The organism is Vibrio sp. 10N.222.55.B11 (assembly GCF_041473705.1).
Classification (GTDB): domain Bacteria; phylum Pseudomonadota; class Gammaproteobacteria; order Enterobacterales; family Vibrionaceae; genus Vibrio; species Vibrio crassostreae_C.
Map to the genome: position 1 here is coordinate 168,072 of NZ_JBFRST010000018.1, position 24,799 is coordinate 192,870.

The window sequence follows — 24,799 nt, forward strand, 5'->3', positions numbered from 1 at the left end:
CTAGAATATAGGCATAAGTTTTACAGTGTAAATGATCGTGTTGAGATCGTTTACATCCCTACATAAAGCGGCGCGCGATGCTGCTAAATTATAACTAGGAAGGAATGAGACAATGTCTTCTGCATTTTACCAACAGATTCAAACTCAAATCGAAGAAGTTAAAGAAGAAGGTCTTTACAAGTCTGAGCGCATTATTACTTCTGCACAAAAAGCAGCGGTTTCTATCTCGACTGGTGAAGAAGTACTAAACTTCTGTGCAAACAACTACTTAGGTCTTGCTAACCACCCAGCTCTTATCGAAGCAGCTAAAGATGGTATGGATCAGCACGGTTTTGGTATGGCTTCAGTACGTTTCATCTGTGGTACTCAAGATTCTCACAAAGAACTAGAGCAAAAGCTTTCTACGTTCCTAGGTAAAGAAGACACTATCCTTTACACATCTTGTTTTGATGCAAACGCTGGTTTGTTCGAAACAATTCTAGGTAAAGAAGACGCAATCATCTCTGACGCACTAAACCACGCATCTATCATCGATGGCGTTCGTCTGTGTAAAGCAATGCGTTTCCGTTACTCGAACAACAACATGGAAGAGCTAGAGCAGCAACTTATCGCTGCTAAAGAAGCTGGCGCTCGTCACACACTAATCGTAACTGACGGTGTGTTCTCAATGGACGGCGTAGTGGCTAACCTTCCTGCTATCTGTGACCTTGCAGACAAGTACGATGCACTAGTAATGGTTGATGACTCTCACGCAGTGGGCTTCATGGGCGAAAACGGAGCGGGTACTCACGAGTTCCACAACGTTGTAGACCGTATCGATATCATCACTGGTACTCTTGGTAAAGCAATGGGTGGCGCTTCAGGCGGTTACACTTCTGGTAAGAAAGAAGTGATCGACTGGCTACGTCAGCGTTCTCGTCCATACCTATTCTCTAACTCTGTTGCTCCTGCAATCGTATCTGCGTCTATCCGCGTTCTAGATCTTCTTGCGGAATCTGGCGACCTACGTACTCAACTATGGGAAAACTCTGCTCACTTCCGTACTCGCATGGAAGAAGCTGGCTTCACTATGGGCGGTGCAGACCACGCAATCATCCCAATCATGCTTGGTGATGCAAAAGTAGCGGCTGAGTTCGCTGAGCGCGCACTAGAGAAAGGCATCTACGTTGTAGGTTTCTCTTTCCCTGTAGTACCAAAAGGTCAAGCTCGTATCCGTACGCAAATGTCTGCTGCACACTCTCGTGAGCAACTAGACCGCGCAATCGATGCGTTCATTCAAGTTGGTAAAGACATGGGTATCATCTAATTTTAAAGGGATGCCACGAGCATCCTTTAATTAGATAGATCAACACCCAGTAGAACATATAGATTTTTGATTTTCGCCTTACAGTTAGGCGAGATGAACTAGGTAACATTATGAAAATTAAAGCACTTTCTAAGCTAAAGCCTGAAGAAGGCATTTGGATGACCGAGGTTGAAAAACCTGAAATGGGTCATAATGATCTTCTTATTCGTATTAAGAAAACCGCAATTTGTGGTACTGACGTACATATCTACAACTGGGATGAGTGGTCACAAAACACAATCCCAGTACCTATGGTAGTAGGTCACGAATACGTGGGTGAAGTTGTTGGCATTGGCCAAGAAGTTCGTGGTTTTGAAATCGGCGACCGTGTATCTGGCGAAGGTCACATCACATGTGGTCACTGTCGTAACTGTCGTGGCGGCCGTACTCACCTTTGTCGTAACACAACAGGTGTTGGTGTTAACCGCACTGGTGCGTTCTCTGAGTTCCTTGTGATTCCTGCGTTCAACGCATTTAAGATCCCTGCAGAAATCTCTGACGATCTAGCTTCAATCTTTGACCCGTTTGGTAACGCAGTACACACAGCACTTTCTTTCGACCTAGTTGGCGAAGACGTGCTAATTACTGGTGCTGGCCCAATCGGTATCATGGCTGCAGCTGTTGCTAAGCACGTTGGTGCTCGTCACGTTGTAATCACTGATGTAAACGAGTACCGCCTAGATCTTGCTAAGAAAATGGGTGTGACTCGCGCAGTAAACGTGATGGAAGAGAAGCTTGAAGACGTAATGTCTGATCTTGGCATGACTGAAGGCTTCGATGTAGGCCTAGAAATGTCTGGTAACCCATCTGCGTTCAACAGCATGCTGACTAACATGAACCACGGCGGTAAGATCTCTCTACTAGGTATTCCACCATCAGATATGGCAGTAGACTGGAACCAAGTAATCTTTAAAGGCTTGGTTATCAAAGGTATCTACGGTCGTGAGATGTTCGAAACTTGGTACAAGATGGCTTCTTTGATTCAATCTGGCCTAGATCTAACACCAATCATTACTCACCACTACAAAGTGGACGACTTCCAGAAAGGCTTCGACATGATGCGTTCTGGTATGTCTGGTAAGGTGATTTTAGACTGGGAGTAAGTTACTACCGGTTTTGAATATCAGAAGGCAACAGGTAAAACTGTTGCCTTTTTTGTCGCCATTCTGTAGCCATTTTTAATTGATAATCAGCATAATCTATTGATATTTAATGGTTATTTTTGTTTTTTATATAGTGGCAAGTTTGATTCAATCAGGGTTAGACCTATCACCAATCATTACTCATTACTTTAAAATTGATGATTTCCAAGCTGGCTTCGATGCTATGCGTAGTGGGCTTTCTGGCAAGGTTATCCTTGATTGGGAATAGAAAAAATTAGGCTCTAAATAGCAAAAGGCGACAGTGAAAACTGTCGCCTTTTTTACGAATAAAACCGCTAAATAACGGTCGATTACAGTGTCTGCCGCCACTTTGTCGCCATTAATTCTCTAATGGATTGAGGTGGACAGCTTGTATCAAATGTTCTGGAGCAAAATGAGAATACGCCATTGTCTGCTCGATCTTAGTATGGCCAAGAATACGCTGTAACACCAAGATATCCCCTTTGTTCATCATAAAATGCGAAGCAAAGGTATGCCGTAGAACATGCGTCGCTTGCCCACTCGGTACGTGCTCTGGTAAAGCTCTTTTAATGTAGCGCCAGGCGTCCTTGTAACTCGTGTTAAAAATTTCATGGTCGCTCACGGCGATATCTAAGATCTCTTGATATAAAACTGGTGAGATGGGCACACTTCGATTCCTCTTACCTTTTGTCTCGGTGTAAGTCAGTTTAAATTCAGCTACCTGTGAACGGGTAAGAGTTAGAGCTTCACTTATACGGGCACCGGTGGCTAAGCAAATCTTAGAAATTACAATGAGCTGTGGAATCGAGACTGTAATGACTCGGTTGAAATTTTTCAGGTTAACTAAGAACTCTTCAATTTGTGGCTTGGTTAGATATACTAGGTTCTTCTCACTTGTTTTGATTGTTTCGATAGCTTCAAGTGGATTGGGGTATTTCCATTGATTGTACTTAATCAGTTTCTTGAACATTCCCTTTAGATAAATCAATTCCGTGTTATGTGTTGTTGGTGAAATCTTAATAGATTTATTTTTGCCACGGTAGGGTATTCGCGCTGCACGATAGTCTAAATAGTCTCGTTCTTTAAGGTGGGAGGCAATTGGATTCCCTAATTCTTCAATTGTCTTGGCTATTAGCTCCCGAGCTTGTTTACCTGATTTCAACGTATGACCGTGTATGGTCCACCAAGCGTCTAACAGTTCGCTCATTCTACGGTGATCGGGTTTACTTCCCATCCATGGCTTATCGTCAATCTCCTTCATCGTGTGAAGCTCAAAAGCCTTTGCTTCTCCCTTAGTCGTAAACTTTTTACGAACACGTTTCCCCGTTCGCCCATTCGGGTAACATTCGCAGAGCCAAGGTTTGGTAGAACCATCTTTTAAATTGCGGATAGACATAATAAAGCCTAAAATTACTGTATATAAAAACAGTTTAATTGGGGCTGAAACGTAGAACAATGTTTTATATCGGACAAAAAGCACAGGTTAGGCTCCTATCTCAAAGTGCTAAGAAAGCTAATAGGTTATTGTGATCCGCAACAGCAGTTTTTGACAGTACAAAACTGGAAGGTAACTTCTCTCGTTGGAAAGACTTGAAGAGCATTATAATGGTTGAAAACTTCCGTATTGAGAAATGAAAAGTAATCGACCTAGAGTATCGTTACTATATCAGCTCCAAAGTGCTAAGCGCAGAGCAAGCTGCGATGGCAGTTAGAGAGCATTGGGATATAGAGTCAATGCATTGGGGACAAGGTGTACATCTTGTTTGTGATGCGTGCCAGATATACAAAGACCATGGAGCGGAGAATCTATCTTGCTTGCGTCATATGAGCTTAAATATGCTCAGAGAAGAGCCAACTAAGCTAAGCATTGTTGGGAAGCAAAAGCGATGCATGATGAATACAGCCATTCTAGAGGCAGTATTAAGTGCTGGTTTTACTCAGGCGGTGAAAAACTAGGCACTCATGCGGTCGCCCTGCTGCTCAATTGACATTAAATTATGGTTTTTTATACAACCTCATTCAACTGAGGTATTTACTCTATTTTTTTAACGAAAATACCACCATATTCTAGTTAAAAGTGAACTGCTGTATCGAATTCACGCTAAGTTGATGTTAATTCAGTCAATATTCGGCTATATTACACTCGATGAATAAGGGCGTAACGATTTTTATTCTCATTCCTCGGTTGTTAAGGTAGGTAATGTGCCATTAGTCATGGCGTTATTTTTAGAATAAATGTGGGTTCATTGATGAGTATTAAAGATTTAAGTGTAGTAAAGAAAATTGGGTTGAGTTACTTAGCCGTATTTCTGGTTTTTGCAGTTGTTTCTGTAGTGATGATGTCGAGTTTATTATCACTGAATAAAAACACAGCGATATTAACTGATAAAAGCCTGCCATCGGTTGCCTTGCTTAAAGGTATTCAAGTTGATATTACAAAAGTTCGTAAAGATGAATTTTCGCTTCTGTCAAATGCAAAGCATCCCAAAATCGCGGAATGGATAGAGGGGCTTGAACAATGGAGGGGAAATGTTCAACAAGGTATTTTATCGTATGAAGCTCTAGCGCTGAGTGAGCAAGAAAAGCGTTCTTTTAAAGTATTTAAAGATACATGGAATAGTTATATTTCTGAAACGCAGCAATATAATTATTTACTTGCACAAGGTAAGGCAAAAAAAGCAAATGAAGTTGTTTTATCTAGTTTCACTACATATACAAAAGCTCTTACTAGCTTGGACAATACGCTTAGCTTAAATGATGAGCTTATAAATCAGCTAAAAGTAGAAGTACAAAGTGAATCTCAATCGACTAAACTTACTGCCGCCGCTGGTTCCTTAGTCATTATCGGTATGATAATTCTTTCGTCAGTTCTGTTATCTCGAGTAGTTTGTAAACCGGTTAATCGAGCTTTATGGTTTGCTTCTCAGATAGCTAAAGGTCAGTTGAATAATACAATTGACGAAAGAGAGTTAACTGAAGATGAACTTGGTACTTTGCTGAAAGAGTTAGTATCAATGCAAAATAATTTGCATTCTTTAGTCTCAGAGGTGAGTGATTCTACAATTCAATTAACAGCAGCGGTGGAAGAGGTGAGTGCAATATCAGCTCAAACGGCTTCAGGAATGCAAAATCAACAATTAGAGTTGAGTTCTGTTGCATCGGCCATGACAGAAATGCAGGCCGCAGTTAACGAGGTAGCGCAGAATACAGAAAGTGGAGCTACCTCAGCAAACTCAGCAACTGAAGTTGCAAAGCACGGAACCGAGATTTTAAATAAAACAATCCAAGAAATTGATAAGGTCACTAAAACAATACAAAACACAGATGAATTGGCAAGTGATCTAGAAAATAGTTCAAGTAGCATTAATGTTGTTGTTGATGTTATTAGAGGGATTGCGGAACAAACGAACCTATTAGCCTTGAATGCTGCAATAGAAGCTGCTAGAGCAGGAGAGCAAGGGAGAGGCTTTGCTGTAGTAGCTGATGAAGTTCGTTCTCTGGCTCAACGAACGCAAGAATCTACAACGCAGATTGTCGATATTGTTGAAGACTTACAAGAAAAAACCATCAAAATGGGGGAGGCAAGCAGGGAGTGTCAGAGTGGTATCGCTACATGTGTTGACCAAGTCAATGAGGCTGGAGAGCAAATTGATATGATTGAACACTCTGTCGAGAATATTGCTCAGATGAGTACTCATATTGCAACAGCATGTAGTGAGCAAAACTCAGTGTCAGAAGAGTTAAATCGAAGTGTGGAGCATATCAATTCAGCATCCTCAGAAATGGCAGAAGGCACTTCACAAACCGCTATAGCGTGTCAGGAAATCAGTAGTCTAGCTCATAATCTTCAATCGAGGATGGGAGCATTCAAGCTATAGAAAGGTGCACTACGCCTTAGATTTTTTTAATCAGGAGTGGCGTTGTTGATCAAATCAGCTCGAAGATCAACTCTAAGCCATTTCTGTCCAGAATCGCTTGGTGATCACACTTCACAGTTGGCACTTCGTAACGTAGAAGTGCCCCATAATCACTAAGAGTAAATGGTCATACACATTCTATTCATCTGTGTTTGCAATATCTGAGTTAATATACATTTACATCGATTTTAACGGGCTCTTTTTTACAAAAGGATATATACCAAGTTCCGCCTGAAGCTATACATGCAGCCTCTAGTTGAGCATCTTCATCTCGCTGTTGTGCTTTTCGTATTACACGTGCTTGGCGAGAATCAATAGTTCCTTTCTTACATTCCTCATCAGACATATCTAAACCTCTACGAGCTAATTCCTTAGATACGACTTCCAACGTTGCAGAGCGGTATGCGGGCGCGCTATTACCAACTTCGTAACACAAGCTATAAGTATCAAGATAACGAGCATCACTTTCCGAAACGTTTGAGCAACCAGCAACAGTCCCAATAACCCATAAGATTAAAAGATTCCTTCTAAACATATAAATCCCGAAAATCAACAAATTTAAAGTAATTACATTATACATGAATAAGATGATAAGTGCTGTTAAAACAATAACTTTGAGAAATACTGACACGGATGCATAGATCCTCAAACGCTCAGGTTAGCTGTTATGAACTATATAGTCAGTCGACGTTTCTGTATTTCTTGATCTTGATAAATGGAATTAATGATGCGCACTTTTCCCGATAACAAGCGTTATGTAGATAGAGGGAAATATGACAACATCCGATTTAAAGGCTACTGTGTTTTACAAAGAAGTGGCTAGAACAGAGTAATTTGGACATGCAGAGAGGCTTTGTTGCGTAATTCAGTTTAGAGACAGAGCCGCCCGTTTCGTGTGTTTCTTAGTCAATACGACAAGTTTCAGGCATACCTAGCCCAGTAAGCTTGTTTAACGCTTTTATCATCGCGTAAGTTTCACCCTCCTGTGCATTGTAATTTCTTAAACTTATACGACCACCAAGCCGCTGCTTGACTCGATACATCGCTGTTTCTGAGAGTGAACGTCTGTGGTACCCATACCGCTATTTCCAATACTTATTTGAGCCGTGTAACTTCTGGCAACCCACGGCGAGATTTCGGGGGTGACCACGCTCCCAGAAGGCTGCCCCCTTATCTTGGGGGAATAAGCGCAACGGCTCGCTTAATCTTAATAGCAGCGTGACACGCTCTCGTGTCGTAAGCGCCATCACCAGACACCTCAAGGATACTTCGACGTGTTTGTTTAAGTAAATTTGGGAGTACTTCCCCATCTGTAACCGTCGATAAATTTAGCTCGGCATCGTGTAAAAAATCTTGATCAGCTTTCTTTTGGTTCTCAGCGTAAAACAGCGCAAGAAAAAATAGGGAGAAATCAACCTTGTCCTTGTGGAAGTGGAAAAAAATACAAACGATGCTGCATTTCGTAAAGGTATAACTATTTCTTCTTTTATAGTATGGATGGGCTTTTGTGAGCTAGATTTTGACCAAACTCAGCTTATCCGAACTGCATGGCTTGGAGCATCAACTCTAAGCCATTTCTGTCCAAAGTCTTTATAGGCCGAATTTTCACACGTGGCACTTTCTAGCTCGAAAGTGCCCCAAAACTTGTTAGATCAAATGCTCTACACATTTTAAGGGCGTTCGTTTTCCCTACAAATCCTAATATCAAGTTTTGGATAATTTACTCATCATCTTTATTTTCTTTTCTGTGTATCTATACAGTTTATTAAGTTTTAATCTGGTTTGAGTATGAATAATGGCTTGTTTTGTTGAGTGCTTAGTCTCGTTTTGTCGATGGAATGTTTGGTAAACTATTGTTTGTTAAAATGTTTGTGAGAATAATGCCTTAGATAACAGGCACTGTTAAAAAGTGATAACACGCTGGCGCGTTTTTATATGATGACAGAATACATAGCTCGATGTATTTGCTTTAATTTTTAGTGGTTTATGATAAATTTTTTGATAAACAGGCAGACAGAAAAACGAGACTGCCTGTTATTAAGAATGTTAGTTTTATAATAAGGATCGAGTCAGTTGAAAGAATATCTAGGTGCAGTATTTTTTGTCGATATTTTGGGGGTTGGTGCACTGACACAAGGCAAAGTGGAAATTGAGAAAAGTGATTTTTCAGCACATCGTTTCAAGACTTCCAAGTCGACATCAGAGCATATCTTTTGCGCGAAGCTACTATTGAAGTTTCGTAGGATTCTCAACAAAGTGATGAAACATAATGGTGTCAAAGTTGCGCAGTTATCTGATTGTGCATTTATTTGGTCGGCTAATGCAGACCTTGTACTTGAGGCAGCTCGAGAAATTATGTGGGAGACTGCATCTAATGGCGTATTGTGCCGTGGTGGAATGTCTTATGGTGAAATTGTCGAACCTGACACTGTCAATGTAAGATTGGGGAAATTCATTTGTGGTAAGGCGGCAACACAAGCTGTAAAACTTGAAGGTATGGGGAAAGGAGCTAGGGTCTTTATCGATGAAACTGTCCCAAGTGAAGTGTCATATTCCATTCAACCTGAAGCGTTTCGTCAAAGTACAAATCCTAAAGACTATTCGTATGTTGATGAGTTTTTATGGGGGCTTTACCCGAGTCAGATCGACCGCACTCAGTCAGTAAATAGTGCTGACAGTAAAGCACGCCTAAAGAAAATTCTATCTTTGGTATCTTTATTACGATTCTCTCCAAAATATAGATGGAACACTTCATCAACTGAAGGCAAGATTCAAGTGGCTTCCACAATTGATTCATTGTCATCAGTAACTTCTCTTTTGCAGGATCATTATGACTATCATTTTGGGTGTGGAGCAATGTTGGGAGCTCTGAATGTCAGAGATGAAAAGAAATATACGAGCCTACGAGATCGTTATGTTAAAGAAGTATCGTCGATAAAATAAAACTAACAAACAATTTAAGAGTGATTCAGCATGCTTGGCATTTTTGGTTTGGGTCGAGTTCAGTGTTTACGGTGGTCAAATTAAGTGTCGTGGTCGCGTACTTCACACCTTAATTGGGCGTTAGCAGTATCCAATCAGTTGACCAATGTATTCAATCAGTTATAATCTAGTTCTCTTTACGCGAATTGGGGTGAAAACCCTAGTCGGGTGTACAGCCAGACTCAAATTTATTGAGCGGGATTAGGTGCGCTAGAGGCCTCTGCGGGCCCCAGTCGCAAGCTCCTAAAACCCGCAGAGGCCTCTAGCGCTTCCTTTAGGTAAAGAGTGAAACGGCTCACGATGTGAGCCGTTATTGTTTTTAAACTATGTCGGTGTAGGCAAGGTATTTTGAAGTTTGAAGATCGTCGAGTAGAGCTACTGTCATCGATATCAATAGAAGAATCTAAAGTAAACCTCTCTCATCCAATAGTATTTTTGTGTGGAGGGGTAGTCGATGTCACCGCTTCTTCTGATGTTTCAGTTCGAAATATGTTGTTAGAGCACCTTTCAAGCTCCAATCCAGCTCTTTTTGACAAAATTAAGCTAGCTGAATATTTTAAGGATTGGCTGCATGATGCAATCTATGACAACTTATTAACATTTGAAGATGATATAGCAAACATATCCTCCCTAATAATCATTATTCTCGAAAGTGCTGGCTCAATTGCAGAGCTAGGCATATTTGCAGCAAACCCTAACCTCAAAGGTAAATTACTGGTATTTATCCAAGAGTCACACTTCGAACAAAATTCTTTTATCAAGTTAGGCCCCCTTCGTCACATCGATCCTGATGATGACGGTTTTGTTTGTTCCTATTCGTGGGATGATGAAAATATTGGGAGTACACTCCGCCCTTACCTGATTGATATTGAGAACGACATAACTGATTTTTTATCAAATACGCCGGAGCATATTCATATTGAACCAGAAAGTTCAGGTCACATAGCATTCTTAATATATGAGTTAGTGAGTATATATAAAGCTCTTAAACTGACAGAGATTGAGACTTATCTTAAGCTGTTAGGTTTTGAAAAAAGCCGTGTGGAAATTAAAAGATTATTGTTTCTTCTCAATAAACTCGAGTTTATTGATTCAAGAAGACGAGGGAAATTAGATTACTACTTTCCAATATCTAAAGAGCAGAAAGTTCATTTTACTAATAAAACTGGAGAACCTAGGTTTGACAGGAAGAAAATGACAATGGCTGCTATGCAGTTTTACAACACTAACGATTCCGAAAGACACAGAATGTTTGTTATCTCTGAGTTGCTACGAAAAGAGAAAGAGCAAGCAGAGGAGCAAGGAGCTGCATGAGTTATCTTGAACAATTTACTGAAATAACATCTTTGAGTAGCGTCGAAATATTGGATTTTGTCAAATCAGCTCCTCATCGGTACAAGCAGTACACGATCCCTAAAAGAAATGGTAAAGGTGTTAGGCTAATTGCTCAGCCATCAAAAGAAGTTAAATACATGCAATATGTTGGTAAGCAATTAATTCTGGATGAATTACCTGTCCATGCTGCTGCTTATGCTTATCAAGAGGGCACTAGCATTAAAGCGAATGCCAGACAGCATGTGCCTAATCAGTATCTACTTAAGATGGATTTTTCGAACTTTTTCCCATCGATTAAGCCACCACTTTTATTGGGCGTTATTCAAAGTAAGGTTGGTGCCTTATCAACTGACGATATAACTCTTATAAAGAGGTTGTTTTTTTGGCAACGTGATAGGGTTTCTCCTTTGCAATTGAGTATAGGGGCTCCGTCATCCCCTTTAATATCTAATGTGGTCATGTACGACTTTGATGAGTACTTTCACTTGTACTGCTCGGAGCGTGGTATTAGTTATACTAGATATGCTGATGACTTAGCTTTCTCAACTAATGAGCGAGGACTGCTATTTCATATTCCTGATTTAGTTTCAAACTACTTAGTGGAAAATGGTCATTTAGGATTATCAGTAAACTCAATGAAAACAAAGTTTTCTTCCAAGAAACACAATCGTCATGTGACGGGTTTAGTTATTAATAGTGAAAATCAACTCTCACTTGGAAGAGAGCGAAAGAGAAAAATACGGACTCTTGTATATTTATTCTCACAGTCGACTTTAGAAGTGGATGAAAGTTATCATCTTAAAGGTTTACTCGCTTTTGCATTAAATATTGAACCAAATTTCATTCTTCGACTTAGAAACAAATACAGTTCTGAGGTGATAGATAGTATTTTTCGCTATCAAGAGTAATACTGCTAACGAATAAGGATTAAGGTGTTGCGTAGCCAACACTAAATCCCGAGTGTTGAACAAGCCTGAAGCCACTTTATTAAGTAAATTATTCGATGATGGTCGAGGGGCATTGCGCCTGAACTGGTCTATTAACGCATGGCACCAAGTTAGTGACTTTCCATACTTGTAGTTAGTCATGAATTGCTAATTTAGCAAAACCACTAACACAGAAATGTCCAGAACCCTCATAGGTTGAATTTTTACCTATGGCACTTTCTAGCTCAAAAGTGCCCCCAAGTGAGCCAGTGAAGGATTGAACTCAGCTTCAAACCCTGAAATTTGCCTTACTTTTCCTCATGCTTAGAGGTCCAACAATGTAGCTAAGTTTTCTAATCTACAACAGACTGACCCTCAATCACAGTTACGCACAAATATGTGGCTCAATTATTTCTAGGCTATTGAATAGTGGAAAGCATTGATAACGTGCCTTGAATCAGATGCAATGTGTGCTTGCACGGCTTTCAACTAGAAAATCAACTCAAAACTAAATAATATTTATATTTTTCAGTTGGTTAGGTGGGTGGAGTGCATGAGATGCCAATTCATTCTGGTACTATACTAAAATGTTAGGGTTCTCGAGTGAGACTTATGTTTAAGTTTTTGTTCTGAAAATCACTATAATTCATCGCTTTCTTTCGGTTTAGGTATAAGACATGGACTACATATTAGCTGGAGTCGTTATATTTTCGGTAAGTATTGGAGTTGCTTCCATTAAGCGCTGTATGGAAAGGTATACTGAAAAAATCATCACCAGTCAAAAACAGTTAGAAAGTAATCTAATTGAAGACAATCTAAAACTCAAAGAGCAAGTCAATCAACAAACTGAGGAGCTCTTAATCATGATGAGATACGTGAAAATTCACAAAAGTATGGACCACTTTAAAGATTTTAGAGATCACATGAAAACGGCGATGTCTTTAAATCACGATGGTTTTAATGATAACTAAATCAAGCCCATACAAACATTTAAGTGTGATTTTCCACGATTGGCATTTTTTGTCTGGGTTTAGTTCAGGGTTTACGGCGTCCCAGTTGAGTGCAGTGGTAGCTCATCACCTTAATTGGGCTAATTTTAAGTGGATAGTCCATGAATAGTAGGTTTATTAACTACAAACAAGAAGAAATTGAAAAAAATATATATCGAGTATTCAGTTTTGAACGTTTACTTGAATTATTTAATCAACAAGAACTTACATTAGTCCACCCGTCTCTATGGGAAGACCCATTTGAGAATTTTTTCTTGAACTCCGAATTTACAAATGCTGCTGGACGCACATTTTCATTGGATTTAAAGTATGGTGTCTATGGTCAATGTTGGTCATTGTCTAGAGAATCTGATGCGATGTGGCGTATTTATTCTCCAGATAAAAGAGGTGTTAAGGTAAGGACAACTTCTCGTAAATTACTCAGTTATTTGAATGATGCGACCGTTGATTATGGTTCTGCTTATATTGGTAAGGTTAATTACTTACCAAAAACAAAAATGAATGAATTATGCAATGATGATAATTTTATTCGCTCATCTTTAGATTCTGAACAAGGGATAGCATCGACCTTATTATATAAGCGCCGAGAGTTCTCCCATGAAAATGAAGTCCGGTTAATTCATACTAAAGCTAGTTGCCGAGAAGGAAGTGACAAAGTATTTTCTTTTTCAGTTAACCCTATGGAGTTGGTAGATCAGATTGTTTTTGACCCACGAATGAACGATGACCTGTTTCAGGTATACAAAAAACACATATCGGATTTAGGCTTTAAGAAGAGTATTGTAAAGTCGTCACTCTATGATTTACCAGCGTTGAAAATTAAAATTTAACAAAGCAATCAATATGATGCGTTACGCTCGGCGGATTTGGTATGGAGTTTGGTGGGTTCATCGTGGCACACCTTATTGCAGGGTTAGCTCTCTTACGGAGAAAAATTTTGAAATTGCAATACAATAATTACGATGAGTACATGAGGTTTATATCATCTGATGATGCATTGTTTCATTTTACTCGGAAAGATACATCGTTGGAGTACATCCTGTTCAATAAGTCTCTTCGGTTCGGCGAGTTTTCAGGGACTAATGATCCACAAGAGTATAAGTCTAAGTTAACAGGGGCGGTTGGCTGGGGTTGGGAAAGCCGTCATGATCAAAAAATTGAAGAAGCTACATTGCTAATTGATAAAATACTGAGAGAGAAATCCAAGTTCATATCATTTTGCCAAAACGATATTGTTGATGACAATTTGCATTCTCATGGCGTGCTGAAATCTAGAATGTGGGCTCAATATGGCGAGAACCATAAAGGTATATGTATTGTTGTTTCGAAAGCTAAATTGATTGATCAATTGACTACGGCGTTTGACCTAAATTATCAATTAGATTATGGCAAGATTCAATACGAAGAACCTGATCTAAGCCGGAATATACCTTGCTTAGATATCGATGGTCCGGAATTAGATAACCTTACAAGCAGTGATGTGGCGATAAATTTTGTAACTAAGCACATTGATGAACTTCTCTTTACAAAACAGCCGGATTACAAAGATGAAGCTGAGTTTAGGTTTGTTTTAATTCCCAAATATTTAGAACATGTCTCAGTACCAATTCATGTCGATTTATTAAAATGCGTGCATTCGATAATACTTGGTGATGCGTTCCCCGAGGTTTACAAGCCGACGATTTTTCAGTTGGGGCAAGAGTTAAAAATTCCCGTTAAGAAGTTACATTGGGAACATCATGCTTACATTTTACTAAATTGGGACAAGAGCTAACAAACGTCTAAGGTTTCAACTTACTTTGCCTAATCTGACAAGAACGTTTTAGTACAGTAATTCTAAATTGTTCCTGTAAAGAGGCTTCGTAGATCTTAAGTTTTACTCGTGGCACTTTTCTCAAAAAGTGCCAGCTAGCTCAAATCTGCCCCAAAACAAGTCTAGGTACTAGAACTATCATAAGATTGATTTGGCCAACAAGCTATTGGACAAACTCCAACCCCCTATTTTGCAACAGCCTGTTGCAAAAATTACTGTGATTACCCGTGGCACGTTCTACCTCAGAGGTGCATCTATTTTAATAATGATACTTAGTAATGCACTACTGGTTTATCACGTTTAGTTAGGAGTGTAACAGGAGAGCAATAACACATAAGATTAGGTGTATTAATAATAACTAATCGCGAAAGTGCGCATGAAAGATTAAGTCATATCGGGGGCTTAAATATTGGCAATTTAGGGGGAATCGAGCAAAAAATTTAATCTTACAATCTGCTTAAGGGTGATTCGTAATGCTTGGCATTTTTCACAATCTCATTTGGTGATTTTGCTCTCGTTTCCACATTGGCTTTTATGGGAATGTAACCCTACTTTCTATTTAAGGATTCTATCATGTACCGTTTATTTATCAGTCACTCATGGGCTTATTCCGACGCATACGACAAAGTAACAAAGCTAATTGATGACCAAAGGTTGTCCTATTATAACCATTCAGTGCCAATGAATGATCCAATCCATTCATGTGGTACAGATCGTCAACTACGCGCGGCTATCGATGCCAAAGTTAAAAATACAAGCTGTGTTTTAATTTTGGCGGGCGTATATTCGAGCTATAGCAAGTGGATTCAAATAGAAATTGAAATTGCTCAATACTATGGCAAACCTATCATCGCAATTGAACCTTGGGCATCAGAAAAAACATCTAAAGTAGTTAAAGATGCCGCGCACAAGGTCGTTAAGTGGCAAGGCAAGTCAATAGTCGATGCAATAAAGGAACTTGCGTAATGAAAAAAGCGCTTGTTGTAGGTATCGATTATTATGATGAATGCGACCCATTATACGGATGTGTCAACGACTCCTTCGGGGTCAAAACGGTCTTAGAAAGACATGGCGATGGTTCAATTAACTTTGGCGTGAAGCACCTGACTGCCACTGGAAGTCAAACCAGTGTAAACAGAAAGCAACTAAAAGAAGCTGCAAAAGATTTATTTGAGGATGCAAGTGATGTTGCTCTCTTTTATTTCGCAGGACATGGACATATAGAGAGCACTGGTGGCTACCTAGTTACTTCAGAGTGTACAACTTTCGATGATGGCTTCCCGCTTTCCGAGTTACTAACTATCGCAAATGATTCTCCAGCTCGAAATAGAATTATTGTTTTAGATAGCTGTTTTTCAGGTGTTGCTGGAACTGTACCAAACTCAACGACAGTGTCTCTTTTGAGCGAGGGAGTGACAATTTTAACGGCTTCTAGTGCGCACCAGTATGCCGACGAAGTGAACGGACATGGCGTTTTTACAAATTTATTTACTGATGCTTTGAGTGGTAGTGCTGCAAACCTTGTCGGTGATGTGACACCCGGAAGCATATACGCGCATATTGACCAATCCTTAGGCCCTTGGGATCAACGTCCTATATTTAAAACTAATGTGAAAAGCTTTACTACGTTGCGTAAATGCCAAGCCCCTATATCGTTGGATGATTTAAGAAGTCTCCCTGACTTTTTTTTAGATGCTGGAAGCTCGTTTGCACTCGATCCATCGTTCGAACCTGACTCACCACTTGCGGATGAAACCAAGACTAAACTGTTCGCCACGCTACAGCGGTTAGTTAAAGTGAACTTAGTAGTACCTGAAGGTGAAGACCATATGTACTATGCAGCGATAAACTCGAAATCTTGTCGCTTAACAGTGCTTGGAGCCCATTATTGGAAACTTGCAAACAATCAACAAATCTAGGATATACATGTCTAAGACACCAACGAAGCCACCAACGAAGCCACAAAAACCAAATCTTCCGGACCAGTCAGGGAAAAGACAACGTGGAAATGGAACTAGTAGTGGAGGCCCAAGAAAACCACAATGAAACTAGAAGATAGCCGCAATAATTACTATACGCATACAGGTTCTCTATCAGCTGTTTGTCGGCAACTAGCTATGGCAGGTATTGCTGTTGTTTGGATATTTGTCCAGAAGGAATCCGGTAAAGTTTCAATTCCTGCTGAGTTGATTACACCGTTAATATTTTTTATTGTCGGTTTAGCTCTCGACTTGTTGCAGTATATGTATTCAAGTGCTGCATGGGGAATAGTCAACCGAGTTATGGAGATGCGATTCACTGAAAAAGATGAGTTTAAAGTCAACCGTATAATTAACTGGCCTACGAACGTATTCTTTTGGGCTAAAAGTACATCAGTTATTATCGGTTACTTTTCATTGCTACAGTCTCTTGTTTAACTATTTGCTACCAAAAAGCGGAACACACCTGCGATGGATTTGGCTTAAATTTCTTTAATCAACCTATTGGGGAACTACTCCGGAGTATTTATGGTGGCTTGTTCTTCACATGTTAATGCTACCTATCGCAAGGCATTGGAAAGAAAACTATAGAGTAAAAGAGACTGTTGAATAATCTAATGTGGGAGAGTAGCACAATGCTCTCTCACATTATTTAGGAAGCATCAGATAGCACGAAAATACCCCTTTGTGGGTTAAGTGTTGAAGTTTAAACAAGGTTGATCTTTTAACGTTGACTTACAAAAAGTAATGAGTGGAAAAAGATAAGATATCCCTCAATATATGATCGTGTTTTATAAGTACTGCTGTAACAAAAAAGGCTCGATCGAAGCCGTGCCTAGTTGTTATGACATTTTTCATGAGGCCTTTTCATTTAGCTTTACGAGGGTCTCAAGACCTTGACGCCGCCTCTGCCGCTTGCTCTGCTTGATATGGAACAGCATCCAATAGCCTCTCATACAGTGACATTGCTTGATCCTTAATAGACGGAGTGGTTCTTTGTAAAGTAACTGTTAGCTCAATTAATTTATCTACATCTTGAATATAGCCACGAGGTTTTTCTTCTAGTTTCTTATCAATAATGGTTTTTACTATCAGTAATATCGCTCGTAATGCTTTAGGCCGAGGATTAATTTTTACCAGTGCCTCAAGCAAGTTGTGTGAACTTAGCTGCTGTACAAGCTCAGGCTGCTCAGAGAAGAATAAAAGCAGTTGTAAAGTTATATCATCCTGAGGTAGTTTCTTACTAAATGGGAATAGTGAGTTCAATGCAGAGGCAATTTGTGTGGTATCTCCACGCGCACAGCTCATAAGCATCTCATGTGAGTTTGCGCGAACATTACCTTGATAATACCAACCTGAAGTAGCAGCATAGATTCCTCCTTTTTTCACTGCTACATTACCTGACTGCAACAAGCTCTCCCAATAAGCTGCCATTGATTCACTTGCACGATTTGAAATTACTAGCCCAGATATCAGCTCGGCGGCAGCTTGCTTACAAGTATTATTACTAATTCCCCATTGCATCAGAATCTGCATTAACAACGGTTCTTTAAGTCGCTCTACTAACTTCCACAATGTATGAACAAGTATAGGGCTCTCAAAGAGCGCAGGAATAGACGTAAGCAAGCTCTCGAATAAGGAGTTAACCTTTTCTTCATTTGCCCAATATAGTTGTTCCCCATGTATTGTTAATATAAATTGCCATGTACTTTCTGATTTCGATACATGAAGGTAATTTAAGAGGATACAAACCCATTGATCGTGATCAGGTCTTTTTCTGGCTAGTAATCCCATATAAATCGCATTCAAGATATTAATACTGGCAGTAGAGCTAAAACTAAATCCTCCTCGATGATTAAACAAAATGGCTTCATCATGTGATTGATCATAGTTTTCAGGAGAATCAACCTCTGTCTCAATATGGTGGTTTAGGTACTCAACAAGTAGAGCTATCTCTGAAGAATTAAGCCCTTTGTCTCTGCGTGCGATTTCCTCATAGGCTCGTGCGACCCCGCTCACCCATGCCTTATCCGTAAACCCCTTTGAATTAAGATCATTGATTAATGCTCTGATTTCATTTGTTGTAAGGGTCTTAATAGAACTTAACTGGGCGACAGCATCGCCAGCAATTCTTTCATGTACGCGCTTAACAAAATGGGTTCGTAACATGAAGGTGGCTTTTTGTGGCTCAGCAACAACAAATTGACTGAATGCTTGTGAGAACGCGGAAATTTCAGCGTCTCTCCAGTGTCGCCATCTAGTTCCAGTAACTATAGACGGATCACTAAGCCTATCGAGCATATTCATAATATTTTCTGCTGTTGCTAATTCCATTTGCTCAGAAGACATTGGTGATGAGATGAACGATGCCATACCAACTTGACATCGTTGACCAATTTTAAGTTGCCCATAGGTATCACGCTCAAATATTTGTCGTCGTCTGCGAGGGGTTAACATTTGACTTGGTAATCGAGCTAGTAAAGATAAGCGGTATTCTTCATTTTTTGAACGAACGTAACGACGGGTCTCTACATCTGAGTAGGCGTTGAGTGGACTAAGTGTATAGTCTTCTATAGCATCTCTAACTAATTCTGCCTGTGGGAGCGTCCAATGAGATGAGCTTTCCTCAAGCAACATCATAGTTAAGTGTCCATTAACAGAGTGCATTATATTTTGCTCATCGTTAAAATAGCCATGACCAATGCAAAGTCTGGCTTCATCTTCAATAAGGTAATTTACAATATCGGAAGTTAATGCCATTGGATTTGAAGCAAATGCTATTGCTAATAGTGATTGAACTTCATCAAAATCAACACATGAATATTTTTTTGCCGTCAAAGTAAATTGAGACGGATTGTTAGTAGCTAAATGAACCAACGCCTGTAGTAGAATCCCAACCATTCCGTCGTTTTCAGATATTGCGTCGAAGTCACCACCGAAAGAGGCAGACCTTCTAAAAGTTCTTGAAACTTCTTTTTGTACTTCACCTTCATCCAATATTTCTATAAACCATGGGAATAGAACCTCTATGAACTTTGAAGGATGAGCAGCTACATAGCTTTCAATCGATAAAGAACGTTCCCATAAGATGTTGTCGCGCTCAGCGCACAGCCATGCTCTTAATAATTGCAATGCAGAGTCATGTTTCGAGTTTTCGAACAGATCTTGGATATATCTTGATATCGAATATGTATCAATTATTTTTTTTGATATGATGGCTTCTGCCAGCTGAATTGCTTCTATTGATGATGCTTTTGCTCGGGATAACACACCGAAGCTAGATGAATGATGCTTTTCACCTTTCCAGTAACTTTCAATCAAAGAAATAGCGTTATCTTCATCAGATTTAACTTCCTCAATCAGCAATAAAGTCACATCTTCAATAAGCACTGGATTTTGCATTAGTGACGGGAGTTCATCTGCTAGATATTCGCGCCAAAGATTCCACTTCCTTGCGGTCTTTGAAATAACCCTTGAGGCAAGGGCGTCACCTTCTTCTATGATTCGATAGATTCGTTCAGCATCCTCGTAGTCAGGAGATAGGGTCGATGTCATAACATCGATCAGAAGGTGGTAAATATGGCGACGTACAGACTGATCAAACAATAGCCTATCCATTGTTTGATGGTACTGAGGTTTATCATGCTCTCTGAGGTACTCAAGTCCTCTTAAGATGGTACTCCTCGAAAATAGTCCGTTTTGTTTTTCAAGAACAAATTCGTAGAAGTTGCTGCCATCACTAAGGAAGGACTGTGACTGAAAGTCGTCTAACCATGCTTGATGACTGAAGCCGATGTTGTCGCCAAAACGTACTAGTATACCTACAGATTCCAATTTTGTGAGTAGAGATTGGTAATCGAGAGTATATGCACTAATAGGACGTCGAAGAACCTCTTCGCGTACCATGTCGGAAGCTAAGCGTTGTAAGAATTTATCGCATTGCTCCTTCAAGGGGTCATTAGCCAGCTTTTTCTCAAGCCATCGTGATAACAGGTTTTTAGATGTAATCTCCATTTTATTATCGCCAGCTTTCACCAAGCTGACATATAAGCTGAGGGCAAAGGGAACTTGGAGTGTTGGATACATCGAAGCTGGAATATTAACTTTATGAATATTTATCTCTTCAAGAAAGAGTTCGACGTCTTCCTTAGGTAGAGGGTTGAGGCTGATCTCTTCGGCGTCTAGCTGAGTGAATCGAGTGTCAAAGCTAGCTTCAAATGGTCTTGAGGATGCAATTATGTGAATCGGGTACGTTTTTCTCGCTTCGAAATATTCTTTTAAGCCTAAAATGAGGTCTATTAATACTCTAAAGCGGCTGGAGCTTTGATCCATCACCTCACTTATAGCATCCATTTGGTCGATGATTAACACGAGCGGAGATTCTTTGGAAAGCTCAAGTAGTGAGGCTACTAAGCTACCCTGTCCTTCACATTTTAGAAAGGAAGCTAGATCTTCTAGGTCGTTGATATCTTTATCTAACTCATCAGCTTTAATCGCTAAAACTGTACACTGGGTATCAAGTAGGCGTTCATAAAGTGAAGAAAGCAGTGAAGATTTGCCAGAACCAGCTCCCCCAGTGAGTAGATAACACTTGCTCTCCTCTGTCTTTAAACGATGCTCTAGCGCTTCTAGTTCAGGACGTTTTATAAAGCGATTCTCAATAGTCTTTTGCCAATTATGAAGTGGTAAGCTTGCGTGCTTCAAATCGCCTACCACCAGTTTGGAACTATGTGAACCATAAGGTAACTGATGAATATCTTGAGGTAATTTGAAGAATCGCTTACGAACATCTTGATGTATATCGAGCCATCGATTTAGTTCATGTGGACGGATTAACTGGTAGCTCAGACTTTTAATTTTAGAGAAAATACTATCAATTACATCGTCAGATTTGGTGTTCTTAAATCGCTGGTAGTTTTTAATCACTTGCTTGGTTACAGACTCTACTTCAGTCTTATTATCTTTTAACCAATCGAGAGGCTTTTCGAAGAAATCATCAACTTCCCCTTTTGGGTCAGTACTTAATGCTAAGCAATATGTAAAGGCTTTGGGATGTGGTAATAAAGCAGGGGTTAGTTCGCTATGAAGAAGAAATTTAACGACTTCTTTTAAGACGTCCTTTCGACCATATTTTTTTTCTTCTCTTTTACATTGAATTAATCCTGATGGTTCACCGTCACCCGTTAACCATACATCTCGACCTTGATCTGCACCAGTAATCATTAGACGCGCATTATCAAACTCTAAGTCAGTATCGTTGCAGTCACTGTAAAATAAATCCCATAGGAGTAACTCAAACTGATCTGGGGTCAATAAGTGAAATGGCATTGAGCGAACCTCTGCTTGAATAACATCGGTTAACATTACTTCTTCCCGTAATGAGAGCACATCTTCTGCTTCAATTACATTTGGCTGGTCTAATTCACTCAAAATACATTACCCTACATGCTTTTCTTCCATCATATCATATAGATACGCAAGGTCAGTATCACTCATTAGTTACTCGCCGCTAACAGAGTTGGTAGATAGGCTGGAAATATTAGAACGGAAACAAGTGCTTTAGAAAAAGTCGCCTCAAAATCAATTAAACAGATCAGCTATATACATTGTGTGTTTTACCTTGCCTTTATCGAAATTTGCAATACTTGAGTTAATCCATAATTTGCTAAATTAGCAAATTCACTGACACACTTTTGTCCGTGCGACCTGAAGTCGTATGAAGTGCTGTTCACCGCAACAAGTGTGAACCATCTGTATCACCAGATGACCCTAGGGTTCTGAATAAAGCAGCGAACCCGACAATGTAACGAAGTTCAGCCTTTGCTGAACGGGAATGAATTCGTGAGAGGACGTTCCTCCTGATAACCACAATTGGGTGAGTGCTAGGGTGTTGGTATGATGAACGTAAGTGAATCCATTTAAGATGCGTATGAGCAAGGCAACGCCTTATGATCCTTTTTACGAACCTTTCCTTAAAGAACGAAAGGCAAAGAAATTGGGACGAAACTCATGGTTCGAACCTGCTTTAGCTGCATTGTGATTGCTGGGTAACGTAATACGCCTTAGCGGAGGCTTGAGCTGTATGCAGTGAAAGTTGCACGTACAGTTCTTAGAGGGGCGGCACTTGGTAACAAGTGTCGTCTACTCGACAAAAACCTCTCAGGTTGAATTTTTACCCGTGGCATTTTCTAACTAGAAAGTGCCAATTGTGAGTTAGATTAAATATTTTACAGAATTTAGGGGTGTGAGTTTTCCTTAGAAAATCAAATATCAAGATTATTGCTGATTTGCTTGCCACCTTAACTTCCTTTTTCTGTATATCTACACAGTTTATTAATAGGCATTTTGATCTTCGTATCTTGGATAATATGCATCGTAAAAAGTGATAACATGCTAGCGTGTTTTTATGTAAGGACAAAACACAGCTCGATATTTTTTCTTTAATTTTTAATGGTTTATGATAGATTGATGCGGAGTCAGGAAGGCAGAAAAACGAGAATGTCTGTTATTAAGAATGTTACATGCTTCTACGAAATATTAAATTGGGAGATTTATGTTTGAACCTATGATGGATATGAGCACCGATGTATCAGTTCTCGTGATTGGAGTCGGTACTGTTGGATGTCGAATTACAGCGTCAATTCAGGATACGATTGATGTTGACAAGCTCTATATACATTCATCTCAAGTCGCATTGAATGAGTATTCCAATGGCTCCCCTGCTAGTGATTCACTACTTCTATCTGAACAGGTGTTCTTTTACGAGCAAGAGTTGATAGGTAGGGTAGAAGAGCGAGATATTATTTTTGTTGTTGCTGGGCTTGGTGGAGAAACTGGCAGTGTTGTTGCACCCTATGTTACTAGGTTGATAAAACAAAGAAATATACTCTGTGTTGGTCTTTGCTCTTTTCCATTCGAGTTTGAAGGTCGTTACAAGAAGAAACGCTCTCAACAGGCGTATTTATCGTTAGCTGAACATACAGACTCTCTTATTTGCATCGACAATGATAGATTTCTTGACTCAAACCTTCAAAGTAGCAAGCTACAAACGGCAGGTGATATTTTCCACGATTCAAACAATCATTTTAAGGCTGTGATCAAGGGGCTTTCTGAGTTAATCACACGCCCTGGAATGATCAATGTTGACTTGAAAGACATTCGTACAATTTTCGGTGATATGGGACTAGCCACAGTCGGGTATGGCATTGACCAAGGCGAACAACGTTCAGCTGATGCTGTCGCAAACTTATTGGCCTCTCCAGCTATGAGTAGCGTTGATTTAACTAAGGCTCACGGGTGCTTAGTTAATATCACTGCTGGGCTAGATATGCGCTTAGATGAGTTTAAAACTGTCGGTAATGCTGTCAAAAAGATCATGGGGAATGATAATGCAGTGGTTGTAATGGGAACATCTTTAGACCCTGAAATGGTGGAATCTATTGAGGTAACAGTAATTATAACTGGGCTTCCGGAATTACCGATCGATAAAAATATCTCACAAGACTTGTTCGACACTGTTACGTTATCAAAATCTATTGCTTTTGAGCCTCATCAAGCTAGTGCTGGGTTATCAATACTGTCGTATTTTAATGAGTTTCTTAACCAACAATATGCTGGTATTGAAGCTAAAGTAAGTATTAAGCAAGAAGGTGCAAATATAACTTTAGTGGTTGAAACTGCTTCTGGGGAAGTTGAAAAGATAGAGAAGTCACTTTACGAATTTGGCTTGGTCGTAGTTAATAAGAAATCTCCTAGTGACGTACTTCAGTCAGACATGGATGTAGAAAAGCTTCAAATGAAGCTTGAATTTGCCGAGCTTGAATTGCGACAAAATGCGAGGCTTATTGCTAACTATGAGGCGGTCACTGGTGAATATAGACAGCGTATTTCCTCACTAGAAAATCGTATGGAAGACCTTCAAAAGGTTATCTGTGACAGTTTAGTTACATCACAGGAGCTGCAAAAAATTCAATTGACTCAATCAGATCAATTGCCTTTAGAGTTAGTTTCTCTGCTGAAAGAGTACGGTTCATCGGAAATGACGCAAGATATGAAAAATTCTATTGAACTAAAAATACGTAGGGAAGTAAAAACCCAAGGGCAGGCAAGTAAGTTGAAAATGTTGGCAGAGAATACATTTTATGGTGTAGCTGGTAACTCTATGTATACATTACTTACCAATATTTTAGCTACCTTACCTAGGTGAAAACGCATATAAAAACAAACGTTTAAGGTTTTAAGATACTTATTCTAATCTAGGTCGTGCGCGTTAGGTCTTAAACTCTAACGCGTTTCTGTCCGTGCGACCTGAAGTCGTATGAAGCGTTGTTCACCACGATAAGAGTGAATCATCTGTATCACCAGATGA

17 protein-coding genes and 3 pseudogenes are annotated in these 24,799 nt (G+C 39.7%); 16 read left to right on the forward strand and 4 right to left on the reverse strand.

Annotated elements, in window-relative coordinates:
• The first annotated feature begins 112 nt into the window (after positions 1 to 112).
• The 3 genes and pseudogenes from AB4503_RS07750 to AB4503_RS07760 form a co-directional block, all read left to right on the forward strand.
• Positions 113 to 1,306: a glycine C-acetyltransferase gene (locus AB4503_RS07750; protein WP_017064793.1), complete on the forward strand. Its 1,194-nt coding sequence runs from the start codon at positions 113 to 115 to the stop codon at positions 1,304 to 1,306.
• Positions 1,307 to 1,416: 110 nt separating this feature from the next.
• A complete protein-coding gene (gene tdh / locus AB4503_RS07755) occupies positions 1,417 to 2,448 on the forward strand; it encodes an L-threonine 3-dehydrogenase (RefSeq protein WP_017059546.1) in 1,032 nt (343 codons plus the stop codon).
• Between the two features lie 124 nt (positions 2,449 to 2,572).
• Positions 2,573 to 2,716, forward strand: a pseudogene (locus AB4503_RS07760) (L-threonine 3-dehydrogenase); the annotation flags it as partial.
• A gap of 111 nt (positions 2,717 to 2,827) precedes the next feature.
• Here AB4503_RS07760 and AB4503_RS07765 read toward each other — a convergent pair.
• On the reverse strand, positions 2,828 to 3,865 hold the full coding sequence (locus tag AB4503_RS07765) for a tyrosine-type recombinase/integrase (protein WP_054543040.1): 1,038 nt from the start codon (positions 3,863 to 3,865) through the stop codon (positions 2,828 to 2,830).
• A 146-nt stretch (positions 3,866 to 4,011) separates the two neighbouring features.
• Here AB4503_RS07765 and AB4503_RS07770 point away from each other — a divergent pair.
• Positions 4,012 to 4,425: pseudogene (locus AB4503_RS07770) on the forward strand (ISAs1 family transposase); the annotation flags it as partial.
• A gap of 293 nt (positions 4,426 to 4,718) precedes the next feature.
• Entirely contained in the window at positions 4,719 to 6,347 is a 1,629-nt protein-coding gene (locus AB4503_RS07775) for a methyl-accepting chemotaxis protein (RefSeq protein WP_054543041.1), read from the forward strand.
• Between the two features lie 205 nt (positions 6,348 to 6,552).
• Here the strand turns inward: AB4503_RS07775 and AB4503_RS07780 are convergent, their stop codons facing one another.
• Entirely contained in the window at positions 6,553 to 7,017 is a 465-nt protein-coding gene (locus tag AB4503_RS07780) for a hypothetical protein (RefSeq protein ID WP_235447543.1), read from the reverse strand.
• A 271-nt stretch (positions 7,018 to 7,288) separates the two neighbouring features.
• Positions 7,289 to 7,724, reverse strand: a pseudogene (locus AB4503_RS07785) (IS5 family transposase); the annotation flags it as partial.
• Between the two features lie 62 nt (positions 7,725 to 7,786).
• Here AB4503_RS07785 and AB4503_RS07790 point away from each other — a divergent pair.
• From AB4503_RS07790 to AB4503_RS07835, 10 genes are all read left to right on the forward strand, one after another.
• Positions 7,787 to 7,852, forward strand: a complete 66-nt coding sequence (locus AB4503_RS07790) for an SEC-C metal-binding domain-containing protein (protein ID WP_371727166.1) — start codon at positions 7,787 to 7,789, stop codon at positions 7,850 to 7,852.
• Positions 7,853 to 8,459: 607 nt separating this feature from the next.
• Entirely contained in the window at positions 8,460 to 9,329 is an 870-nt protein-coding gene (locus AB4503_RS07795; protein WP_145577867.1) for a hypothetical protein, read from the forward strand.
• Between the two features lie 387 nt (positions 9,330 to 9,716).
• Entirely contained in the window at positions 9,717 to 10,682 is a 966-nt protein-coding gene (locus AB4503_RS07800) for a retron St85 family effector protein (protein WP_145577872.1), read from the forward strand.
• Complete coding sequence (locus AB4503_RS07805) at positions 10,679 to 11,611, forward strand: retron St85 family RNA-directed DNA polymerase (protein WP_145577874.1); 933 nt, start codon at positions 10,679 to 10,681, stop codon at positions 11,609 to 11,611. Before AB4503_RS07800 ends, AB4503_RS07805 begins: the two co-directional genes overlap by 4 nt.
• A gap of 695 nt (positions 11,612 to 12,306) precedes the next feature.
• A complete protein-coding gene (locus AB4503_RS07810) occupies positions 12,307 to 12,600 on the forward strand; it encodes a hypothetical protein (RefSeq protein WP_054543036.1) in 294 nt (97 codons plus the stop codon).
• A 140-nt stretch (positions 12,601 to 12,740) separates the two neighbouring features.
• Complete coding sequence (locus tag AB4503_RS07815) at positions 12,741 to 13,469, forward strand: DUF2971 domain-containing protein (RefSeq protein WP_054543037.1); 729 nt, start codon at positions 12,741 to 12,743, stop codon at positions 13,467 to 13,469.
• A gap of 41 nt (positions 13,470 to 13,510) precedes the next feature.
• Positions 13,511 to 14,413: a DUF2971 domain-containing protein gene (locus AB4503_RS07820; RefSeq protein ID WP_054543038.1), complete on the forward strand. Its 903-nt coding sequence runs from the start codon at positions 13,511 to 13,513 to the stop codon at positions 14,411 to 14,413.
• Positions 14,414 to 15,025: 612 nt separating this feature from the next.
• Positions 15,026 to 15,418: a TIR domain-containing protein gene (locus AB4503_RS07825; RefSeq protein WP_372114190.1), complete on the forward strand. Its 393-nt coding sequence runs from the start codon at positions 15,026 to 15,028 to the stop codon at positions 15,416 to 15,418.
• Positions 15,418 to 16,371 carry a caspase domain-containing protein gene (locus AB4503_RS07830; protein WP_372114192.1) on the forward strand — a complete coding sequence of 318 codons (954 nt, stop codon included), beginning with the start codon at positions 15,418 to 15,420 and terminating at the stop codon, positions 16,369 to 16,371. Before AB4503_RS07825 ends, AB4503_RS07830 begins: the two co-directional genes overlap by 1 nt.
• Before the next feature lie 123 nt (positions 16,372 to 16,494).
• On the forward strand, positions 16,495 to 16,869 hold the full coding sequence (locus AB4503_RS07835; protein WP_372114194.1) for a hypothetical protein: 375 nt from the start codon (positions 16,495 to 16,497) through the stop codon (positions 16,867 to 16,869).
• Between the two features lie 450 nt (positions 16,870 to 17,319).
• Here the strand turns inward: AB4503_RS07835 and AB4503_RS07840 are convergent, their stop codons facing one another.
• Positions 17,320 to 21,861: a hypothetical protein gene (locus AB4503_RS07840; protein WP_372114196.1), complete on the reverse strand. Its 4,542-nt coding sequence runs from the start codon at positions 21,859 to 21,861 to the stop codon at positions 17,320 to 17,322.
• 1,123 nt (positions 21,862 to 22,984) lie between these two features.
• On the opposite strand from AB4503_RS07840, the gene AB4503_RS07845 reads away from it, so the two are divergent.
• Positions 22,985 to 24,637, forward strand: a complete 1,653-nt coding sequence (locus AB4503_RS07845) for a cell division protein FtsZ (RefSeq protein WP_372114198.1) — start codon at positions 22,985 to 22,987, stop codon at positions 24,635 to 24,637.
• Positions 24,638 to 24,799 lie beyond the last annotated feature (162 nt).